This is a genomic window from Streptomyces sp. enrichment culture, from assembly GCF_964273145.1.
GTDB lineage: Bacteria > Actinomycetota > Actinomycetes > Streptomycetales > Streptomycetaceae > Streptomyces.
Window position 1 is genome coordinate 390,701 of record NZ_OZ186873.1, and the last position, 19,744, is coordinate 410,444.

The 19,744-nt window shown below is 75.3% G+C and carries 16 protein-coding genes; 7 read left to right on the forward strand and 9 right to left on the reverse strand.

Annotated features, from left to right (window positions below; genetic code table 11):
- Positions 1–240 precede the first annotated feature (240 nt).
- Together ACSU6Z_RS01805 and ACSU6Z_RS01810 are read left to right on the forward strand one after the other, a co-directional pair.
- Complete coding sequence (locus ACSU6Z_RS01805) at positions 241–1,377, forward strand: aminoglycoside phosphotransferase family protein (protein ID WP_437042175.1); 1,137 nt, start codon at positions 241–243, stop codon at positions 1,375–1,377.
- A 270-nt stretch (positions 1,378–1,647) separates the two neighbouring features.
- A complete protein-coding gene (locus tag ACSU6Z_RS01810) occupies positions 1,648–3,615 on the forward strand; it encodes an N-acetylmuramoyl-L-alanine amidase (protein WP_437042177.1) in 1,968 nt (655 codons plus the stop codon).
- 12 nt (positions 3,616–3,627) lie between these two features.
- On the opposite strand, the gene ACSU6Z_RS01815 is transcribed toward ACSU6Z_RS01810, so the two are convergent.
- The 3 genes from ACSU6Z_RS01815 to ACSU6Z_RS01825 form a co-directional block, all read right to left on the reverse strand.
- The gene (locus ACSU6Z_RS01815; RefSeq protein ID WP_437042178.1) at positions 3,628–4,125 is read right to left on the reverse strand and encodes a hypothetical protein; all 498 of its coding nucleotides are present in this window, start codon (positions 4,123–4,125) and stop codon (positions 3,628–3,630) included.
- Positions 4,126–4,221: 96 nt separating this feature from the next.
- Entirely contained in the window at positions 4,222–5,127 is a 906-nt protein-coding gene (locus tag ACSU6Z_RS01820; RefSeq protein WP_437042181.1) for a universal stress protein, read from the reverse strand.
- A gap of 152 nt (positions 5,128–5,279) precedes the next feature.
- Positions 5,280–5,522, reverse strand: a complete 243-nt coding sequence (locus tag ACSU6Z_RS01825; protein ID WP_437042183.1) for a DUF397 domain-containing protein — start codon at positions 5,520–5,522, stop codon at positions 5,280–5,282.
- Between the two features lie 351 nt (positions 5,523–5,873).
- Between ACSU6Z_RS01825 and paaK the strand changes: the two genes are divergently transcribed.
- Positions 5,874–7,175: a phenylacetate--CoA ligase PaaK gene (gene paaK, locus ACSU6Z_RS01830; RefSeq protein WP_437042185.1), complete on the forward strand. Its 1,302-nt coding sequence runs from the start codon at positions 5,874–5,876 to the stop codon at positions 7,173–7,175.
- Between the two features lie 295 nt (positions 7,176–7,470).
- Here paaK and ACSU6Z_RS01835 read toward each other — a convergent pair whose 3' ends face one another.
- Entirely contained in the window at positions 7,471–8,994 is a 1,524-nt protein-coding gene (locus tag ACSU6Z_RS01835; RefSeq protein WP_437042187.1) for a fatty acyl-CoA synthetase, read from the reverse strand.
- A 315-nt stretch (positions 8,995–9,309) separates the two neighbouring features.
- Here ACSU6Z_RS01835 and ACSU6Z_RS01840 point away from each other — a divergent pair, with 315 nt between their 5' ends.
- Positions 9,310–11,085 (forward strand): serine hydrolase, encoded by a 1,776-nt coding sequence (locus ACSU6Z_RS01840; RefSeq protein ID WP_437042189.1) that lies wholly within the window; start codon positions 9,310–9,312, stop codon positions 11,083–11,085.
- A 127-nt stretch (positions 11,086–11,212) separates the two neighbouring features.
- Here the strand turns inward: ACSU6Z_RS01840 and ACSU6Z_RS01845 are convergent, their stop codons facing one another.
- From ACSU6Z_RS01845 to ACSU6Z_RS01855, 3 genes are all read right to left on the reverse strand, one after another.
- On the reverse strand, positions 11,213–11,404 hold the full coding sequence (locus tag ACSU6Z_RS01845; protein ID WP_437042191.1) for a DUF2795 domain-containing protein: 192 nt from the start codon (positions 11,402–11,404) through the stop codon (positions 11,213–11,215).
- Between the two features lie 299 nt (positions 11,405–11,703).
- The gene (locus tag ACSU6Z_RS01850; protein ID WP_437042193.1) at positions 11,704–13,929 is read right to left on the reverse strand and encodes a tetratricopeptide repeat protein; all 2,226 of its coding nucleotides are present in this window, start codon (positions 13,927–13,929) and stop codon (positions 11,704–11,706) included.
- Positions 13,930–14,412: 483 nt separating this feature from the next.
- On the reverse strand, positions 14,413–14,787 hold the full coding sequence (locus ACSU6Z_RS01855; RefSeq protein WP_437042195.1) for a ferredoxin: 375 nt from the start codon (positions 14,785–14,787) through the stop codon (positions 14,413–14,415).
- 574 nt (positions 14,788–15,361) lie between these two features.
- Between ACSU6Z_RS01855 and ACSU6Z_RS01860 the strand changes: the two genes are divergently transcribed.
- Complete coding sequence (locus ACSU6Z_RS01860; protein ID WP_437042197.1) at positions 15,362–15,727, forward strand: DUF6479 family protein; 366 nt, start codon at positions 15,362–15,364, stop codon at positions 15,725–15,727.
- A gap of 69 nt (positions 15,728–15,796) precedes the next feature.
- Positions 15,797–16,147 carry a hypothetical protein gene (locus ACSU6Z_RS01865; RefSeq protein WP_437042200.1) on the forward strand — a complete coding sequence of 117 codons (351 nt, stop codon included), beginning with the start codon at positions 15,797–15,799 and terminating at the stop codon, positions 16,145–16,147.
- A 62-nt stretch (positions 16,148–16,209) separates the two neighbouring features.
- Here ACSU6Z_RS01865 and ACSU6Z_RS01870 read toward each other — a convergent pair whose 3' ends face one another.
- Entirely contained in the window at positions 16,210–17,625 is a 1,416-nt protein-coding gene (locus ACSU6Z_RS01870; protein ID WP_437042202.1) for an MFS transporter, read from the reverse strand.
- A gap of 122 nt (positions 17,626–17,747) precedes the next feature.
- Here ACSU6Z_RS01870 and ACSU6Z_RS01875 point away from each other — a divergent pair, with 122 nt between their 5' ends.
- Complete coding sequence (locus tag ACSU6Z_RS01875) at positions 17,748–18,263, forward strand: MarR family winged helix-turn-helix transcriptional regulator (RefSeq protein WP_437042204.1); 516 nt, start codon at positions 17,748–17,750, stop codon at positions 18,261–18,263.
- Between the two features lie 30 nt (positions 18,264–18,293).
- Here the strand turns inward: ACSU6Z_RS01875 and ACSU6Z_RS01880 are convergent, their stop codons facing one another.
- Positions 18,294–19,625 carry an MFS transporter gene (locus ACSU6Z_RS01880; RefSeq protein ID WP_437042206.1) on the reverse strand — a complete coding sequence of 444 codons (1,332 nt, stop codon included), beginning with the start codon at positions 19,623–19,625 and terminating at the stop codon, positions 18,294–18,296.
- Positions 19,626–19,744 lie beyond the last annotated feature (119 nt).

Consider the following 19,744-nt stretch of genomic DNA (forward strand, 5'->3'; position numbering starts at 1 on the left):
AGCCCCCAGGTTCTCGGCTGAGATGGACAGTAGCCCGGCCCCAAGTGCCGGGCGACTATTCGCCAGGGTTCGCCAGGGTTCGCCAGATGGTGTGCCACGGCCTTTCGGGTGTCAGGTAGGAACGCGCCACCCCGACCCGGCCGCCGCAGGGGCATTCCCCAGGGTGCGCCGGCGGCGGCCGGGCCGGGTGCGCGATGTTCAGGCAGGCACAGCAGGCACACGAAGGGATCTGTATCGCCCATGTACGCAGCATCGTCCTCCGTGTCCGCCCCCTCCCGGCCGCTGTACCGCCCGGCGGGCGGCGGCCCCCACCTCGCCCCCGCGCGTCCGGCGGCCCCGGCCCTCGGGCCGGGCAGGCCGCCACGCGGCGCGGGGCCCGGCACCCAACCGCTCAGCGGGAGAATCGACTTGTCCGGCTCCCAGGGCGCCCAGCTGCGCACGGCGATCGCCGCGGTGCACCGGATCTGCCCGGAGTTCTCGCCGGTGCAGGTGCTGCGCCGCAGCGGGCGGGCCGTGCTGCTGGTCGGCACGGCCGGACGCGGTACGGCCGTCGCCAAGTGTTTACTGGACCACTCCCCCACGTGGGCCGAGCGGATCCGGCACGAAATAGCGGCATACCGCTCGTTCGTCCGGCACCGCCCGCCGGTGCGGGTGCCGAGGCTGATCGCGGCGGATCCGGACAACGGCACCCTCGTCGTCGAGCGGATGGCGGGGCGGGCGGCGGCGCTCCGGCGGCACCCGGTGGAGGCGCCGCCGCCGGGGGACGTCAGAGCGGTCCTCGGCGCGATCTGCCGGCTGAACGGCTGGCGCCCCCCGGCGGGCACGTTCGGGGCCCCGCTGGACTACGCGGCGCGGATCTCCCGGTACCACGAGCTGGGGCTGCTCACCGACCGGGACCTGGGTGACCTGCGGAAGCTGCTGCACGGCATCGCTCACGCGGCCGGGCGCCAGGGCATGGGCCAGTTCTGCCACGGCGACGCCCTGCTGTCCAACATCCTCCTGTCGCCGGCCGGTCCAGTGCTGGTGGACTGGGAGCACGCGGGCTGGTACCTGCCGGGCTACGACCTGGCGACGCTGTGGTCGGTGCTGGGGGACGCGCCGTCGGCCCGGCGGCACATCAGCCAGATCGCGCAGTCGGCGGGCCCCGCCTCGCGGGACTCCTTCCTGGTGAACCTGATGCTCGTGCTGACCCGCGAGATCCGTATCCACGAGACCGCCGTACAGCGTTCGATGCACGACACGGCCCCGGCGGCACCGGGCACGGCCCACCCGGGTGCTGCGCCGTCCGGTGAGGAACAACGGCTGCTGCTGCGGCGGCTGCACGACGACTGCCAGCTGGCCCGCAAGGCCGTGCGCGCGGCGGTCGGCACTCGCTGAGGGGACGCGAAGGTCCGCGGTGCGCCCGACCGGAGGGGGCGCACCGCGGACCTTCGCGTGCCGGAGCCCGGCGCGCGAAGTCCCAGTGGCGTACACCACTGACGCCCCGCAGGCCCGGGGCGCACCCGCCGCGAAACCCGCCCCTCCCCCCGGTCGACGCGGGATTTCTCCTGCCCGCGGGCTTGATTGACGGATCGCCGGCCCCCCGGTACCACTGACCCGGCCCGGCCCCGCACACCCCGCCGTGCCCGACCGCCTCAGGAGGCCGCTTTGCGAGGTTCCGTCACCGATGCCGGCTCCACCCCCGATCCCGGACGTCCGCGCCGCGCGGTCCGCGCCCTGGCCGTGGCGGCACTGCTGCCGCCACTGCTCGGCGCGGTCCCGTCCGGCGCCCGGACCGCGCCCGGCGACCGTCTCCAGCAGGCGTTCGCCGCGGCGGCGGCCGAGTACGACGTGCCGCAGAGCGTGCTGCTGGGCGTGGCCTACCTCCAGTCCCGCTGGAACGCGCACGGCGGCGCGCCGAGCGTGACCGGCGGTTACGGCCCGATGCACCTCACCGACGCCCGCACCGCCCTCGCGGAAACGTCACATCACGACGAGGGCACCGAGGACCCCCGCGGCGACGACGCCCGCCCCCCGCTGCGTCCGCGGCCCACGCCCCCGGACGCCGGCGCCCTGCCGGACCGGCTGAAGACGCTGCCGAGGGCGGCCGAGCTGACCGGGCTGAGTCCCCAGGCCCTGCGGACCGATCCGGCGGCCAACGTGGCGGGCGGCGCCGCGCTGCTGGCCGCCGCCCAGCGGGAGCTGGGCGAGCCGCCGAGCCGGGACCCCGCGGACTGGTACGGGGCGGTGGCCCGGTTCTCCGGCGCCGACGACACGGCGACGGCGGCGGCGTACGCCGACGACGTGTACGAGGTGATCCGCACGGGTGGGCGGCGCACGACGGACGCCGGTCAGCGGGTCGCCCTGCCGGCGCGGCCGGACGTCGAGCCCGACACCGCGCAGCTCGCGGACGCGGGTCTGCGCGCCCCCTCCGCCACCGGCACGGAGTGCCCGAGGACGGTGTCCTGCGAGTGGGTCCCGGCGCCGTACGAGGAGTTCGGGGACGGCGACTACGGCAACCACGACCTGGCGGACCGGCCCGCCTCCCCGGCCATCCGGTACATCGTCGTCCACGACACGGAGGGCGCCTGGGACGGGGTGCTGAACATGGTGCGGGACCCGGCCTACGTCTCCTGGCACTACACGCTCCGCTCCACCGACGGGCACATCGCCCAGCACGTGAAGGCGAAGGACGTGGCGTGGCACGCGGGCAACTGGTACGTCAACGCGGGGTCGATCGGCCTGGAGCACGAGGGGTTCCTGGCGGAGCCGGACGCCTGGTACACGGAGGCCATGTACCGCTCCTCGGCGCGGCTGGTGAAGTACCTGGCCGGGAAGTACGGCATTCCGCTGGACCGGCAGCACGTGCTCGGCCACGACAACGTGCCGGGCCCGACCGCCGGGTCGATCCGGGGCATGCACACCGACCCGGGCCCGTACTGGGACTGGCGGCACTACTTCCGGCTGCTGGGCCGGCCCTTCGAGCCCGGCGGCGGCAGACATGCGGACCTGGTGACGATCCGCCCCGACTACGCCCGCAACCGGCCCGAGTACACCGGCTGCGCGGTGCGGGACGAGCCGTGCGCGGCGCACGGCTCCAGCGCGGTGCGGCTGTACGCCGACCACGACGAGAAGGCTCCTCCGATCAGGGACATCGGCCTGGGCACCGCCCCGACGACCGGGGTGAACGACCTGTCCTCGCGGGTGTCCACCGGCCAGCAGTACGCGGTCGCCGACCGGTGGGGCGACTGGACGGCGATCTGGTACCTGGGCCAGAAGGCCTGGTTCCGCAACCCGGCGAAGAACCCGGCGGCGGTGCCCGCGGCGGGCCGGACGGTGACCCCGAGGGAGGGTCTGGAGAGCGTCCCGGTCTACGGGCGCGCCTATCCGGAGAGGACCGCCTACCCGGCGGACGTGCCCGTCCAGGCGGTGTCGCCGCTGCCGTACACGCTGCCGAGGGGCCAGCGGTACGTGGTCGGGGACGAGGTGCCGGGCACGTACCTCTACGCGGTCACCTTCGACCCCGGCGCGCACCGGACGGTGATCGGCGAGGACCTGTACCACCAGATCCAGTTCGGCCACCGGATCGCGTTCGTGCGGGCCGCCGACGTGCGGGTGGTGTCCCCGAAGGCGTAGTCCCCGAGCCGGTCAGCCCTGCTGGAAGAGCTCCGCCGGGAGCGGCTTCAGCAGGGCGTACAGGTCGTCGGTGATGGGGCGGTCCCAGGCGGCGATGGTCACCAGCACGTTGTCGCTGCGGTCGAACTGCACGCAGGAGATCCGGCTCTCGGAGAGCTTGAGGCGGCGCACGATCAGCAGGTTGTCGCCCTGCATCACCGGCATGTCCTCGACACCGACGACGGTCACCTCCTCGTCGTTCTCCAGGGCCAGCAGCAACTGGCCCACCTCGAAGGGGACCTGGCCCTCGGGGAGGTCCCGGGCCGGGGAGCCCTCGGGCAGATTGCCGATGATCATGGCGGGGCCGCGGCCGCCGAACAGGTCGTATCGCAGGAAGACGCCCTGGCAGCTGCCGTCGGGCGCGGGCAGCAGCCCGGCGCCCAGGTTGCCGGGCCAGTCGCCCGGGTCCATGGCCAGTACGTCGAAGTCGGGCCCGGCGGGGGTGGCACTGCGGCGGCGGAGGAACGACATGCCGCCATGGTACGTGCCCGGACCCGCCCGGTGGCGTGCGGGCGGCGCCCCGTTCCGGTGTCCGCCGGGCCCCGCCGGCGCAGGCCCTTCCCCGGCTCAGTCCTGCGGGGACGCCGGCGGCACCACCGCGACCGGGCTCGCCGCGTGCAGCAGTACGGCCTGGGTGACGGAGCCCATCATGCGGACGGGGGCCGGCAGGCGCCGCCGGTGGCGGCCGACGACGACCAGGTCGGCGTCCCTGGAGGCGGCGACGAGGTGGCCGGCGGCGTCCCCCGGCACCACGTGGGCCTCGGCCCGGACGCGGGGGTGGCGTTCGCGGTGCGGGGCGAGGAGGCCCTCGGCGAGGCCGCGGATCTCGCTCTCCGCGGCGACCTGGTCGATCACCGGCGGTACGAGCACCTCGGGGGCGGCGGCCCAGATCTGCGCGGGCCACTGGTAGGCGGCGATCACCTGGAGACGGGCGTCGCGCAGGGCGGCCTCGGTGAAGGCGAACCCGAGGGCGGCCTCGTCGGGGCCGTCCGCGTGCAGGCCGACGACCACCCGCGGGCCGCGCTCCTCGGGTGCCTCGCCGTGGACCTGGCGTCCGGGGCGGGGCACCACGACGACGGGGCACCCGGCGTCGCGGGCGGCGGCGAGGCCGTTGGAGCCGAGCAGCAGACTGGCGAAGCCGCCGCGGCCCCGGGAGCCGAGCACCAGCAGCTGGGCCCCGGCGCCGAGGCCGGGCAGCACGGCGCCGGGGACGCCCTCCACCCCGACGTACTCCGTGCCGTCCCCCTCGCCCCGTTCCCGCAGGCGGGCACGGGCCCGCTCGAGCGCCGGGTCCTCGTCGGGGTCCGGGGGGCCGGCGACCGGGACGTCGGGCTGGGCCCAGGCGGCGTACTGCCGCACGTGCACCACCCGCAGCGGCGCCCGGCGCCTGCGGGCGGCGTCGAGGGCCCAGTCGAGGGCGCGCAGGCTGTCGTCCGACCCGTCGACCGCCGCGATGACCGGCAGGGTGCTCATGGGGTTCCTCACCTCCGGGGATACGGCCTTCCCCCTCCCGGACCAGCCTCGCTCAGGCCCCGGCCCGCCGGGGGGCTCACCGTCGCGTGTCCGGAAAATCGGGGGGAACACCCCCGGATCGGCCGGTCGGCCGCCGGCCCGCCCCGGGGAGGTCAGGTGAGGTCGAACTCCCCCTCCCGCGCTCCGGAGACGAACGCGCCCCACTCGGCGGGGGTGAAGATCAAGGAGGGGCTTTCCGGGCGGGTGCCGTTGCGCATGGCGATGAACCCCTCGACGAAGGCGATCTGGACATCCCCCAGGCCCCGGCTGCCGGACTGCCACTGTGCGTTGCTGAGGTCCAGCTCCGGTTTGTCCCAGCCCATGAGCGGGCGCTGGTGGGTGGTGCTCTCGGCCACGTCCGTGCTCCTCCCGAGTCGTCGTCCGCGGCCAGCCTAGCGATCGCTTCCGGGCGCCGACAGGCCGCGTGAGCGGCGCTTCCCGGTCCGGCCGACGGGAGGTCCGAGGGGCCCGGGGCCGCCGGGCGGTGATCCGGCCGGTCGGCGGGCCGGCGTGCGCAGCCGTTCCCCCGGCGCGGGCGGGGCGGTGGTCCCGGCGGAGGTCCCCGCAGCGGACCGCCCTCGTGGCGACGCCGGGAAAACACCCTCCGGCCCTCTTGCCCCGGGCGCGCCGGCCTGGATTACTGATCTCCGAAACCTCGACCGAATGATCGGTCGCCCGTGGGGAAACGGTCGGTGAGGAGGCGCCCGATGGCGGATGCGACGGCAGGACCGCTGGACGCCGGGGAACGGCTCGGCGCCGAGGCGCTGCGGGCGCTGCAGCTGGAGCGGCTGCGGTCGTCGCTGCGGCACGCCTACGAGAACGTGCCGTTCTACCGGAAGTCCTTCGACCGGGCGGGGGTGCGTGCGGAGGACTGCCGCTCGCTCCCCGATCTGGCGCGGTTCCCGTTCACGGTCAAGGCGGACCTGCGGGAGCACTACCCGTACGGGATGTTCGCGGTGCCGCGCGAGCGCGTCCGCCGGATCCACGCCTCCAGCGGCACCACCGGGCAGCCCACGGTCGTCGGGTACACCGACGGCGACCTGTCGATGTGGGCGGACATGGTGGCCCGCTCGATCCGGGCGGCCGGCGGGAGGCCCGGGGACGTGGTGCACATAGCGTACGGCTACGGGCTCTTCACCGGCGGCCTGGGCGCGCACTACGGCGCGGAACGGCTGGGCTGTACGGTCGTCCCGGCGTCCGGCGGGACGACGTCCCGTCAGGTGCGGCTGATCCAGGACCTGAAGCCCCGGATCATCATGGTCACCCCCTCCTACATGCTCACGCTCCTGGACGAGTTCGAACGGCAGGGCGTCGACCCGCGCGGCACCTCGCTGCGGGTGGGTGTCTTCGGGGCGGAGCCCTGGACCGAGGAAATGCGGCGGGAGATCGAGGAGCGGTGCGCGATCGACGCGGTCGACATCTACGGGCTGTCGGAGGTGATCGGCCCGGGTGTCGCGCAGGAATGCGTGGAGACCAAGGACGGGCTGCACGTCTGGGAGGACCACTTCTACCCGGAGATCGTGGACCCGGTCACGGGCGAGGTGCTTCCGGAGGGCGAGGAGGGCGAGCTGGTGCTCACCTCCCTGACCAAGGAGGCGATGCCGGTGGTCCGGTACCGGACGCGGGACCTGACGCGTCTGCTGCCGGGCACGGCGCGGGTGTTCCGGCGGATGGAGAGGGTCACCGGCCGCAGCGACGACATGGTGATCCTGCGCGGGGTGAACCTCTTCCCCACCCAGATCGAGGAGATCGTGCTGCGCACGCCGGGGGTCGCGCCCCACTTCCAGCTGCGGCTCACGCGGGAGGGCCGTCTGGACGCCCTCACGGTGCGGGCCGAGGCGCGTCCCGGCGCCGGTCCGCGGGTGCGGGAGGCGGCGGCACGGTCCATCGCGGCGGCCGTGAAGGACGGCGTCGGCGTGTCGGTGGGTGTGGAGATCGTCGATCCGGAGTCGCTGGAGCGGTCGCTGGGCAAGATCCGGCGGATCGTGGACCTGCGGCGGCCGCGCTGATGCCGTGACCGCGCCGGTTCGCCGGACCGGTGGTCGCGGCGACTGGACGTGCGGTGGCGCTCGATCCGGCCGCCGCGGGCGCGGCGGCTTGGGCCGGTGCGGATCCGGTCCCCTCCGGCTTGCCGGCGGCGGATCGGCGGCCGGCGCGGCCCTGCGCGCACGAGGCGGGCACGCGGGTGGCGTCCGCCCCGGTCGCCCTCGCGCCGCGCACGGCACGGTCGTCGCGCCGGAGGCCGGCCCCCGGCGCGCGAGCGATCCTCCCCGCGGCGCGCCGGGCGTGACCCGGGCGGGTGCGTCACCCGGTGGACGGCGCCGGGGAGCGCCGGTCCGCGAACCGTTCCCGCAGCTCCCGTTTGAGGACCTTGCCGCCGGCGTTGCGCGGCAGCTCGTCCACGAACAGGACGCGTTTGGGGGCCTTGAACGCGGCGAGCCTGGCGCGGGCGTGGGCGAGGAGCTCGGCCTCGGTGACCTTTCCGCGCGGGACGACGACCGCCGTGACGGCCTCGATCCACCGCTCGTCGGGCAGGCCGATCACGGCGGCCTCGGCGACCGCCTCGTGCGTGTACAGGGCGTCCTCGACCTGCCGTGAGGCGACCAGGACGCCGCCGGAGTTGATGACGTCCTTCACGCGGTCGACGATCGTGAAGTAGCCGTCGGCGTCCCGCACGGCCAGGTCGCCGGAGTGGAACCAGCCGTCGCGGAAGGCCCGCGCGGTCTCCTCGGGCTTGTCCCAGTAGCCCTCGCACAGCTGCGGGGAGCGGTAGACGATCTCGCCGGGCGTGCCCGGGGGGACGTCCTCGCCGTCCTCGCCGACCACCCGGGCCTCCACGAAGAGCACCGGGCGGCCGCAGGAGTCCATCCGGCCCTCGTGCTCGTCGGGGCCGAGGACGGTGGCGAGGGGGCCGATCTCGCTCTGGCCGAAGCAGTTGTAGAAGGCGAGGTGGGGCAGGCGGGCGCGCAGCCGTTCCAGGACGGGCACCGGCATGACCGACGCCCCGTAGTACGCCTTGCGCAGCCCGTCCAGGTCCCGGGTGGCGAAGTCGGGGCGGCCCGCCAGGCCGGTCCAGACGGTGGGCGGGGCGAACAGGCTGTCGACGCGGCCGGCTTCGATCAGGTCGAGGAGCCGGTCGCCGTCGGGTGCGTCGAGGATGACGTTGGTCGCGCCGATCGCGAGGCAGGGCAGCAGGAAGACGTGCATCTGGGCCGAGTGGTGCAGCGGCAGCGCGTGCACGGGCCGGTCGTCCGCGCGCAGGTCGAGGGCGGTGAGGGCGCTGAGGTAGGCGTGGACCAGGGCCCGGTGGGTCATCATCGCGCCCTTGGGCAGGGCGGTGGTGCCCGAGGTGTACAGCAGCTGCGCCAGGTCCTCGGCGTCCGGTTCCGGGCCGTCGTACGGGGGCGCGGTGGCCAGTGCCGTGAGCAGCGCGTCGCCGGTGTCCCGCAGCGGCAGGGCGCGTACGCCGCCGGGGAGGCGGCCGGCGAGGTCGGGGTCGGCGAGGACCAGGCTGCTGCCGGACTGGCCGACGAGGTAGGCGAGGTCGTCCCCGGTCAGGTGGTGGTCGACCGGCACGTGGACCAGGCCCGCGCGGGCGCAGGCGAGGAAGGCGATCAGGTAGGCGTCGGAGTTGCGGCCCAGGGCGGCGACCCGGTCGCCCGGGGAGAGGCCCTGGCCGAGCAGGACGCTCGCCGCGCGGGAGACGGCCGTGTCCAGTTCCTCGTACGTCCAGCGGCGTTCGCCGTACTCCACCGCGAGGCGCGCGGGGGTGCGCCGGGCGCTGCGCCGCAGCATCCCGTCGACCGTGCTGCCGTGTCCGGGCGTCATGACAGCCGATCCTCGGCCGGTCGCGGGGGCGGGTCAAGACGCCCGTCCGGTCCGGGCGGGCGGACCAGGACCGGACGGCGGTCCCGGACCACCCGGCCGGCCGCTCCCGCGCGTCCGTCCGGAAGGCCGGCGGCCGCAGCCGGGTGACCACCGGATCCGGCTCCGCCCGGCCCGTGCGCTCCCGACACATCCCGGTCCGCGAACCTCGCCCGCCCCATTGACACACTCCCCTGCCGACAGGAAAGTTTCACCCCGCACGGCGTTCCACGGCATTCCCGGAAAAATACTTTCAGCCTGGGTGGCGGGAGGCTTCCGATGGCGGACGAGGCGGCGAGCGGAATCACCCGGCGGCACCTGGGCGCCCGCGCCCTGGCCCTGGGCGGGGCACTGGCGGTCGCGCCCCTCGCGGCCGGACCCGCGGCGGCCGTCCCCGGCCGGGCGCGGCGGCACCCCGTCCTGCGCCGCGGCAGCGCCGAACGCGCCGGACTGCTCCCGGACCACCTGCGGCAACTCGTCGCCGACGCCGAGGCGTTCCTCGGCCCCTCCCCCGAGCACCCCTGGTACGCGGGCGCCGTGCTGCTCGCCGGGCGCGGCGGCACCGTGGCGCTGCACGAGCCGATCGGCATGGCGGTGCGCTACCGGGCGTACGACGAGAGGACCGACACCGGTGTCGAGTTCCCGGCCGGGCAGCAGATCCCCATGACCCGGGAGACCGTGTTCGACCTGGCATCGGTGTCGAAGCTGTTCACCTCGCTCCTCGCCGTGCAGCAGACGGAGCGGGGGACGCTGGAGCTGGAGGCGCCGGTCGCCTCGTACCTGCCGGGGTTCGGCCGGGCCGGGAAGCAGGACATGACGATCCGCCACCTGCTCACCCACACCTCCGGTTTCCGCGCCTGGCTACCGCTGTACAGCGCGCCGGCGTACGAGGAGAAGGTCCGGCTGCTCTACGACGAGGCGCCGGTCGCCCCGCCCGGGACCGCCTACCTCTACTCCGACCTGAACCTGATCTCGCTCCAGCTGGTGCTGGAACGGATCACCGGCCGCACCCTGGACACCCTGCTGCGCGAGGAGGTCACCGGCCCGCTGGGACTGCGCCGCACCCGCTACAACCCGCCCGCCTCCTGGAGATCACGGATCGCCGCCACGGAGGACGCCCGCAAGCCCTGGTCGGGCCTGGAACGGGGGCTGGTGTGGGGCGAGGTGCACGACGAGAACGCCCACAGCCTCGGCGGTGTCGCGGGGCACGCGGGGGTGTTCTCGTGCGCGTGGGACCTCGCGGTGCTCGCCCGGACGCTGCTCAACGGCGGCTCCTACGGCCGGGCGCGCATCCTGCGCCCGGAGTCGGTGGAGCTGATGTTCACCGACTTCAACACGGCCTTCCCCGGCGACGAGCACGGGCTCGGCTTCGAGCTGTACCAGCACTGGTACATGGGGGCGATGGCCACGCCGCGCACCGCCGGGCACACCGGTTTCACCGGGACCTCGCTGGTCCTGGACCCGACCACCGACTCGTTCCTCGTGGTGCTCGGCAACTCGGTGCACCCGGTGCGCGGTTGGCGGTCCGGTTCCGCGCCGCGGGTCGCCGCCGCGAACAACCTGGCGCGGGCCGTGCCGGTGCGCCCGGCACGGGGCCGGACCGCCTGGTTCTCCGGGATGCGCGGCGCCGCCACGGCCACCCTCGCGCTGCCCGCGCTGGACACCTCGCCGGGTGGGGCGCGGCTGGCCTGCGCCCTGTGGTGGGACACCGAGCCGGGGGCCGACGTCCTCTCCCTGGAGGCGGCGGACGACGGGGCCGCCTGGCGGCCCGTCCCGTTCACGACCACCCGCCCGGGCGAGGAGCCGCGGCGGCATCCGTCGGGTTCGGTCGGCGGCTGGTCCGGGCGCGTCTGGCACCGGGTCGCCGCCGACCTCCCGGCCGCCCGCCGGCTCACGCTGCGCTGGCGGTACACGACCGACCGGTTGTACGTGGGCCGCGGGGCGTACGTCGACGGGCTGCGGGTCCGGGGGGCCGGCGGCGTCCTCTTCGACGGGGCCCGTCCGGCGGACGCGGCACGGGTCGAGGCGGTGGGCTGGACGCCGTCGGCGGACTAGGGTCTTTCGTTTGGATCAGGCCGCGGAGGCGGGATTCGACATGCGCGTCCGACGCGGCCGGCGGCGTCGCCCGTCGCGACGCGGTGGCGTCGCCGGCCGCGGGTCCGGGCGCCCGGGCATTGGTCCGCTACTCGTTGAAGACGGCCTTCTGCACCTCGTTCGGTCCGTCGAAGCGGTCCTGTTCCAGGCCGTCGAGGCGGCTGACCACCTTCTCGTCCGCCTTGTTCTTCCGGGCACGTTCCACCAGGTGCTTCTTGTCCGTCGGGTAGTCCACGCCGTTGAGGGCCTTCTGCAGGTCGATGGGGCTGAGGTCCGCCATGGCAGCCTCCCTGTGACGCTGAGGCAAAATTTCCGTTATGTCGCGGTACCCCTCCTCCGGCGGCGCATGCGTCCGCCGGCCGGTCCGGCACCGCCGTGGCCGCGCTGCGCCCGGGCGCCCCGCTCACCCCGGCGGCCGGTGCCCTCCTCGGCGCGGGGCCGGGGCCGGCCATGGCGGAGGATGCCGCCACCGGGCAGCCGCAGCTCCCGCTGCGGGCCGGGCGGGGACTTCGCCTCGGTGGGTGCCGTTCCCCGGCGGACGGACGCCGCCGGGCCACCGGCGCCGGCGGCCCGGCCGGTTCAGGGGGCGTCCTGCCGCTGCCGCACCACCGCCGTCCTGCGGTACAGCTCGACGGCCTCGGCGCCGCGGCCGAGCTGCTGCAGGCAGTGGGCCTCGTCGTCGCGGCCGGCGAGGGTGTCGGGGTGGTCGGGGCCGAGGATCCGCTCGCGGACCGCGGCCACCGTGCGGTACTCGGCCAGTGCCTCGGCCCAGCGGCCCAGCCAGCCCAGGCCCACGGCGACCTCGCGGCGGCTGACGAGCGTGTCCGGGTGGTCGGGGCCGAGCACCCGGGCGCGGATCGCGCACACCTCGCGGGACTCGGCGACCGCCTCCTCCCAGCGGCCGAGCCGCCCGAGGTTGACGCCGAGGCCGTGCCGGGCGCGCAGCGTCTCGGGGTGATCGGGACCCTGGACCCGGGCGCGGTCCCGCGCCAGTTCCCGGTAGAGCGCCAGCGCCTCGGCGCTGCGGCCGAGGCGGCCGAGGCTGATGCCGACCTCGTGGCGGGCCGCGAAGGTGTCGGGGTGGTCGGGGCCGAGCACCCGGGCGCGGGAGTCGGCGACGTCCTGGTAGGTCCGCAGGGCCTCCTGCCAGCGGTCCAGCTGACCGAGTGCGTAGGCCACCTCGAAACGGGTGACCAGCGTGTCGGGGTGGTCGGGGCCGAGCACCCGGGCGCGGGCGGCGGCCACCTCGCGGGCCATGCGGTGGGCGTCCTCCGGGCGGCCGAGCCGGCCCAGGTTGAAGGCGAGGTTGTGGCGGCAGCGCAGGGTGTCGGGGTGGTCGGCGCCCATGGTGCGTTCCCGGGCGGCGAGGACCGACGCGTAGACCTGGTGGGCGTCGGTGTGGCGGCCCAGCCGGCCCAGGACGTACGCCATCTCCTGCCGGGCGGCGAGCGTGTCCGGGTGGTCGGGGCCGAGCACCCGGATCCGGGCCTCGGCCACCCGCTTGTAGGCGCGCAGCGCGTCGGCGGCGCGGCCGGTGCGGCTGAGTGCGAATGCGGCCTCGTAACGGCTGGCGAGGGTGTCGGGGTGGTCGGGGCCGAGCAGGCGTTCCCGTTCGGCGGCCACCGCGCGGTGCACCTCCCCCGCCTCCGGCCAGCGGCCGAGCCGCCCCAGGCTCAGGCCGGCGTCGTGGCGGCGCGCGAGCGCGGCGACGGCCTCGGGCGGCGGGGCGGGCCGTTCGTCCGGGACGGGTGCTCCCGCCCCGCCGGCCGGCCGCGGGACCCACTCGCCCGCGAGCCCGGCCGCCGGGTCCGGGAGTGCGGCCCGCGGGCCGGGGCCGGCCGCCTTGACGCCCGTGGTCATGCCGTGGCTCCAGGAGGGCAGCCGCGCCCCGCGGCCCGCCGGCTCCGGGGCCGGTGTCCGGCCGACGACGACGGCGACCGGCGCGTACGCCGGTCCCGTGCGGGCCGCGGCGATCCGGCGGCCCAGCTCCCGGGCGTCGCGCGGGCGCTGCCCGGGATGCTTGGCCAGCAGCTCCAGGATGATCTCGTCCAGGTACCCGGGCAGTTCGGGGCGGTGCTCGCGCGGCGGGCGGGGCGGGGTGTCGCGGTGGTCGACGAGGACGGCCCAGGCGTCGTCCCGGTCGAAGGGCGGCACTCCGGTGGCGATCTCGTACAGGACGCAGCCCAGCGAGTACAGGTCGCTGCGCCGGTCCACCCCGGTGCCGGCGATCTGCTCCGGGGACATGTAGTGCGGGGTGCCCAGGGCGATGCCGGTGCCGGTCAGCCGGGCGGTGAAGCCGGCGTCGTGGCCGAGGCGGGCGATGCCGAAGTCGCAGATCTTCACGGTGCCGTCGGTCAGCCGCACGATGTTGGCGGGTTTCAGGTCGCGGTGCACGACGCCCTGCTCGTGGGTGTAGGCGAGGGCCGCGGCGACCTGCTCGGCGATGTCGACGACGTCGGCGACCGGCAGCGGGTGGCCCTTGTTGTCCTCCAGGAGCCGGCTGAGGTTGCGGCCCCGGAGCAGCTCCATGACCAGGAAGAGGACGCCGTCGTGCTCGCCGAAGTCGTGGACGACGGTCACCCCGCGGTGCTGGAGGACGGCGGCCACCCGCGCCTCGCGCCGGAACCGCTCCCGCAGCACGCGGGTGAAGGACTGTTCGTGGGCCGTGCCCAGCGGTTTGAGGCACTTGACGGCGACATGGCGGCCGAGCGACTCGTCCCGTGCCCGCCACACCTCGCCCATGCCGCCGCGCCCGATCAGGTCGAGCAGCCGGTACCGGCCCTGGATCAGCCTGCTGTCCCCCATCTCCCGCGTCCGCCCCCGTCGCCGTTGTCCCGCCCTCCCTGGTTCGTCCAGTATGGCGAGCTGTCGCCCGAGTTTGTACGGGGTCCGGCACGGGCCGACTCCCTGCCGGGCGCGGGCGCGGAGGGGGTTTGGGCGGGTCCCGCCGGTGCGGACGTGCGGGAGCGGGCCGCGTCGGGGGGTCCGTGACGGGCGGGCGCCGGGTGGCGGGGCGGGGCCTGGGGCCGGTCCGCCGTACGGCCCGTGCACGCGGGAGGCAGGGCCGGGTACGTCAGGTGTGCCATGCGGTGCCGCGGCGGCTGGCACGGCAGGACGAGGAGGGTCTGCGCCGGCGGACGGAGCGGGACGTCGTGCGCTTGGGGTACCTCGTCCCCAGGGCCGTCCGGACCTGCGTCCCGGCGGGACGTCCCGGTCCGCCGGCGGGCGGGCCGCGCGGGCCCCTCCCCGCGGCTCGGGGTCCGTGCGGACGGGCCGGGGCGGGCGCGGTCAGCCGAGGGTGGCGAGGAAGTCCGTGCACGCCTTGGCGCAGGCGCGGCACGCCGCCGCGGTGTCCTCGGCGCCGGGGTGGCCGTCGAAGACCTGTGCGCTCTCCAGGCACACCTGCCGGCACCATTCCACCTGGACGCGGAGCGCCTCCTCGTCCACCTGGTTCTGCTCGGACAGCACGCGGCAGGTCGCGTCGCACACCTCCGCGCACATGATGCCCTTGCGCCGTACGAGCTCCTGGTTCTCGGTCCCGTCCGGGTCCACGAGACTCGCGCGCACCGCGCACGACCGGGCGCACTCCGTGCACGCCTGCGCACAGGCGAAACGGTCCTCCAGAAACCGGAACAGTTCCTGCTGGGATGTCGTCGATGTCACAAGGCGCGGGTAGCCCCGGCCAGGGGCGTCAAACCCGCTCCCGTCCGGTGTTCCCAGGGGTTTCCGGCCGTTTTCCGCACCGCCGCGCCGGGTGCCCGCGCCCCTTCGGCGCCCCGGTGAGCGGAGGTGGATCCCGTGCCGGGAGGTGAGGAACCGCCGTCGGCCCCGGAGCGGTCGCCGGGGAGGGCCGGCGCACCCGGTTCGAGGCGCGCGGCTCGGCCGTGGCGGAGTACGGCGAGAGCGAGGCGGGCGCACCGGGTGGCGTACGGCGCGCTGAAGCACACGTACGGGAGGGCCGGCGACGACGGGGAGCGCAAGGGGGGCGGTCCCAGGGCTCCTCGGACCCGCGTTCGGCCGGTCGCGGCGGCAGGGGGCGGCGCAGCGGTGACGGCGTCGTCGAGCGGGCGTCCGAGGAGCACCTGTACGGCATCGCCCGGCGGCTGGGGATCGGGGGCCGGCCGGTGGGTGGGCAGGGGGCCGCTCGACGCGCTCCGCAGGGCGAACCGTTCGCCGACGCGGGCGGCCCGGCCGAGGCGAGCGGGTTGGCCGGGACCTTGCGGGGTACCCGCGTGCCATGACTACCGCATGGATGGATCTGGCCGCGGGCCGTGGCGCCCTCGGTATCGGGCTGGTCGTGGCCGCCGTCGTGGTGGTGGCCCTGCTGATCGGCGCTTTCGTGATCGGTATGCGCAGCAAGCGCCGGGAGCCGCCCCGGCCGCGCCCGGAGGAGCAGCCCCGGCTTCCGGACGGAGGTCCGGTCCGTGAGGTGAGGGAGAACCGGGAACCCGACGAGATGCCGCAGACCGACGAGCGCCTGTCGCCGCACGAGCTGAAGGGTCACGGCACCATGGGCGACCGTTCCGCCGCGACGGGGGAACGGCCCCGCTGGAACGAGGGCAGCAGCGGTTCGTTCGGCAGCGGCGGACCGGGCGCGCGCTGATCGGGCGCCGTTTCGACCGCCGTGCCCCGGCCGCGCTGCGCAGGCCGCCGTACAGAGGAAGTGAGAATCATGGCCGACCCCGCCCGCAACACCCTCCCACTGCCCGACTACGACCATCTGCCGATCGGTGGGCTGGAGAGCCGGATCCGGTCGCTGAGCGTCGAGGAAGTGGAGGAGCTGCTGGCGTACGAGCGGTCGCACGCCGACCGTATGCCGGTGACGCAGGTGCTGGCGTCCCGCCTGGAGCAGTTGAAGTCCGGTGCCGAGCCGTCGTCGGGCGACCCCGGCGCCCTGCGGCCCGAGCAGACCACGGGCCACGCGGGCTCCCGGGTGTCGCCGGCAACCTCCGCGCAGCCCACGAGCCCGCCGCCGCACGGCACCCCCGACCAGCCGGCCCAGCCGAAGGGGAACCGCACGTAAGGCGTGCGGCCCGCGCGAACGCCCACCCGGCGTCCAACGACGACCGGGTGGGCGTTCGCACGTCAGGCGGCCGGTTCCCGCCGGGCTCGGGGGCGGGAGGCGGGAGCCCCGTCCACGGCGCGCACCGCGGTCAGGACCACCAGCAGCGAGACGAGTCCGGCACCGGCCGCGCCCCAGATCCCGGCCCTGACGCCCAGGGGGAGCAGGGTGGCCGCGGCGAGGGCGGCGCCCAGCTCCCGGCCGCCGGCCGTGACGCCGGAGGCCACGCCCTCCTTGCCCGCCACGGCCCGGGCCAGGCCGGCCGCCGACGTGGTGGGCACCAGCAGGCCCCAGCCCATGCCGAGCAGGACCAGCAGGACGAGCAGGAGCCCGTACCGCTCGAGGACCAGCGGCATGGGGATGAGGACGGCGACGACGAGGACGGAGCCGAGGACCATCGCCCCGCGCACGCCGAGCCGGCCGATCACCCGCCCGGCCGCCAGCGCGGCCACGATGTTGCCGCCGGCCAGGGGCAGCAGGGCCACTCCCGCCTCGAAGGCGGACATGCCCAGTTCGTCCTGGAGTCCCATGCTGACGATGTACAGCGTGCCGAAGAAGGCGGCCGTACCGACCACGGTCACCACCGCGTTGGCGCTGAACGGGACGTCCCGCAGCTGGCCGAGCGGCAGCATCGGCGCGGCGGCGCGCCGTTCCACCCGGCCGAAGAGCCACACCCCCGCGGCGGTCGCCGCCACGCCCGCGCCGAGGGCCCACGCGGGCAGCGCGCGCCAGTCGTGGGCCAGGAACGCCACCAGCCCCAGCAGTACGACCATCACGGTCAGGCCCGGCAGGTCGAGCCGGGCTCCGCCGCCCCGCAGCAGCGGCAGGACGGGGCGCGCGACGAGGGCGAAGACGACCGCGAGCACGGCGACGGCCAGGAACATGGCCCGCCAGGAGGACACCGACACCAGCGCGCCGCACAGCACCGGGCCCAGTGCCGCCCCCAGGGCGTTCGCCCCGGCCCACATGCCGATCGCCCAGGAGAGCCGGCCGGGAACGTCCTGGTAGACGAATTGGATGAGGGTGAGCGCCGAGGGCAGCACCAGCGCGGCGCCGACGCCCTGGCCGAACGTACCGACGACCACCAGGGCCACCGCGGGGGCGGCCGCCGCGACCAGGCTGAACGCGGTGAAGACGCCCAGCCCGGCCAGGAAGACGCGGCGGGCCCCGAACCGGTCGGTCAGCGCCCCGCCCGTCAGCGACAGCATCGCGAAGGCGAGGGTGTAGCCGGACAGCACCCAGCCGATCGCGCTCCCGCCCGCGTGGAAGGCGGAGCGGATGGCCGGGGAGGCGATGTTCAGGCCGGAGGTCAGCAGGATGACCAGCAGGGTGCCCAGGCTCGCGCTCGCCAGGACCAGGCCGGGTGAGCGCCGTCGAGGCGCCACCGAGGCTCGTGCCGCGGGGTCCGTGAGCGGCGGGGAGACGTGCTCGCTATGCATGCCGCCCACGATATATATCGTTCGCGAACGAATCAATTGAGCCGACCGTCCCCGTGCCGGCCGGACCTGGGCGGCGGTTAGCCTGGTGGCACCTTCCCCCGCTTGGAGAAAGAGCGAACCAGATGTCCTCCTCGGACGCCGTCGACACCGCCACACGGCAGTGGGCCGCCTCCTGCCCCCGGCTCGACGTCTCGCCGGGCGAGGTGCTCGCCCGCATCCAGCGGCTGGGGCAGCTGATCGAGGAGGCGCAGAACCGGCGCCTGCGCCGGCGCCCCGGGATGCTGGTGGGCAACCTCGGCGACTTCGACGTGCTGCGCGCCCTGCGTCGCGTCGGCCCGCCCTACGCGCTCACCCCGGGCCAGCTCCGCCAGGCCATGCTCGTCTCCGGCGCCGGCCTGAGCGGCCGGCTGAAGCGGCTCGAGCAGGAGGGGTGGATCACCAGGACCACCTCCCCCGAGGACGGCCGCTCCACCATCGTCCGGCTCACCCCCGAAGCGGTGGCCGACCTCGACCGCGACCTGGAGAACCACTTCGCCTTCGAGTCCGACCTCCTCAGGTCGCTCGGCGCGGACGAGCGCCACCGCGTCGCCGCCGATCTGCGCACCCTCCTGCTCGATCTGGAGTCCCGGATCGGCTGACGGCGGCCGGGGGACGTCCCTCCCTCCCGCTCAGTCGCGGGCCGCGGCCCGTCGGCCCCCCGCGTCGGCGGACGGCCGGCCGGCGAGGGGCGCGGGACGCTCCAGGACGCGTTTGACGCCGTACGTCGCGGCGGCGGCCACCGCCATGGCGACGACCAGCACCCACAGGCCGGCCGCGGTGGAACCGGTGCGGTCGACGACGACGCCGATGCCCATGGGGCCGAAGCCGCCGCCGAGGTTGCCCACCGCGTTGATCAGGGCGATGCCGGAGGCCGCCTGGACGCCGGTGAGGAAGCGGGACGGCAGCGACCACAGCACCGGCTGCCCGGCGTAGATGCCCAGCGCGGCGACGCTGAGGAGGGCCATGCGCAGGACCGGGTCCGTGACGACGGCGCTGGCGGCGAGCCCGAGGGCGCCGGTCGCCGCCGTACCGGCGATCCACGGATAGCGGCTGCCGCCGCGGTCGGCGAGCCGCGGTACGACGTACAGGCCGAGGGCGACGAAGACGTACGGGATCGCGGTGACGAGTCCGGTCTGCGTGCCGGTGAGCCCGCCGAAGTCGTCCACGATGGTCGGCAGCCAGAAGCTCAGCCCGTAGGAGCCGAGCGGGAAGCACAGGTAGAACAGCGCCAGGAGGATCACCCGCCGGTCGCGCAGGGCGCGCAGCGGACCGCCGTGTCCCGTGCCGTCCCGCTCCGCCCGCCGCGCCTCCGCCGCCAGTTCGGCCTCGATCCAGCCGCGCTGTGCCGTGTCCAGCCACCGCACCTCGCCGGGGCCGTCGGGCAGGACGCGCAGCGTGACGAAGGCCAGCAGCACGGCGGGGGCGCCGGTGGCGACGAAGATCCACTGCCAGCCCGCCAGGCCGAGCGTGCCGTCCAGGTCGTCGAGCGCGCCCATGACGGGGTTGCCGACGAGGAAGGCGAGGGGCTGGGACAGCATGAACCAGCCGACGACCCGGGCGCGGTAGCGGTACGGGTACCACTTGGTCAGGTAGTACAGCACTCCCGGGTAGAAGCCGGCTTCGGCCGCGCCCAGGAGGAACCGGGCCAGGTAGAACTGCCAGGGCGTGGTGACCAGTGCGGTGAGCACGGTGACCAGTCCCCAGCCGAGCATGATGCGGGTGAACCAGCGGCGGGCGCCGAAGCGCTCCAGCCAGATGTTGCTCGGGACCTCGCAGCAGGCGTACGCGACGAAGAACGCGACCTGTCCCAGGGTGAACGCCGTATGGGACAGGCCCAGTTCCTCCTGGAGCGTCAGCTTGGCGAAGCCGGCGTTCGAGCGGTCGACGTAGGCGACGAGGTACAGCAGGACGAGGAACGGCATCAGCCGCCACGTCACCGCCCGCATCGTCGTGGCCTCCATGCTGTTCTCCTTCGTACGGCACGGCGTGCAGTCCGATGTACGGCACGGCGGGGGGGTGGATCCGGTCGAGCGCAGACCGTAACGTGATTTGATATGACCATTGAAGAGGGCGGCAGGAC

Excerpts from the sequence above, each read along its gene's own strand:
- ACSU6Z_RS01805 (WP_437042175.1), top strand. The coding sequence starts at position 241 with ATGTACGCAGCATCGTCCTCCGTGTCCGCCCCCTCCCGGCCGCTGTAC.
- ACSU6Z_RS01815 (WP_437042178.1), bottom strand. The coding sequence starts at position 4,125 with ATGTCGTTCCTCCGCCGCCGCAGTGCCACCCCCGCCGGGCCCGACTTC.
- ACSU6Z_RS01820 (WP_437042181.1), bottom strand. The coding sequence starts at position 5,127 with ATGAGCACCCTGCCGGTCATCGCGGCGGTCGACGGGTCGGACGACAGC.
- paaK (WP_437042185.1), top strand. The coding sequence starts at position 5,874 with ATGGCGGATGCGACGGCAGGACCGCTGGACGCCGGGGAACGGCTCGGC.
- ACSU6Z_RS01835 (WP_437042187.1), bottom strand. The coding sequence starts at position 8,994 with ATGACGCCCGGACACGGCAGCACGGTCGACGGGATGCTGCGGCGCAGC.
- ACSU6Z_RS01840 (WP_437042189.1), top strand. The coding sequence starts at position 9,310 with ATGGCGGACGAGGCGGCGAGCGGAATCACCCGGCGGCACCTGGGCGCC.
- ACSU6Z_RS01845 (WP_437042191.1), bottom strand. The coding sequence starts at position 11,404 with ATGGCGGACCTCAGCCCCATCGACCTGCAGAAGGCCCTCAACGGCGTG.
- ACSU6Z_RS01850 (WP_437042193.1), bottom strand. The coding sequence starts at position 13,929 with ATGGGGGACAGCAGGCTGATCCAGGGCCGGTACCGGCTGCTCGACCTG.
- ACSU6Z_RS01860 (WP_437042197.1), top strand. The coding sequence starts at position 15,362 with ATGACTACCGCATGGATGGATCTGGCCGCGGGCCGTGGCGCCCTCGGT.
- ACSU6Z_RS01865 (WP_437042200.1), top strand. The coding sequence starts at position 15,797 with ATGGCCGACCCCGCCCGCAACACCCTCCCACTGCCCGACTACGACCAT.
- ACSU6Z_RS01870 (WP_437042202.1), bottom strand. The coding sequence starts at position 17,625 with ATGCATAGCGAGCACGTCTCCCCGCCGCTCACGGACCCCGCGGCACGA.
- ACSU6Z_RS01875 (WP_437042204.1), top strand. The coding sequence starts at position 17,748 with ATGTCCTCCTCGGACGCCGTCGACACCGCCACACGGCAGTGGGCCGCC.
- ACSU6Z_RS01880 (WP_437042206.1), bottom strand. The coding sequence starts at position 19,625 with ATGGAGGCCACGACGATGCGGGCGGTGACGTGGCGGCTGATGCCGTTC.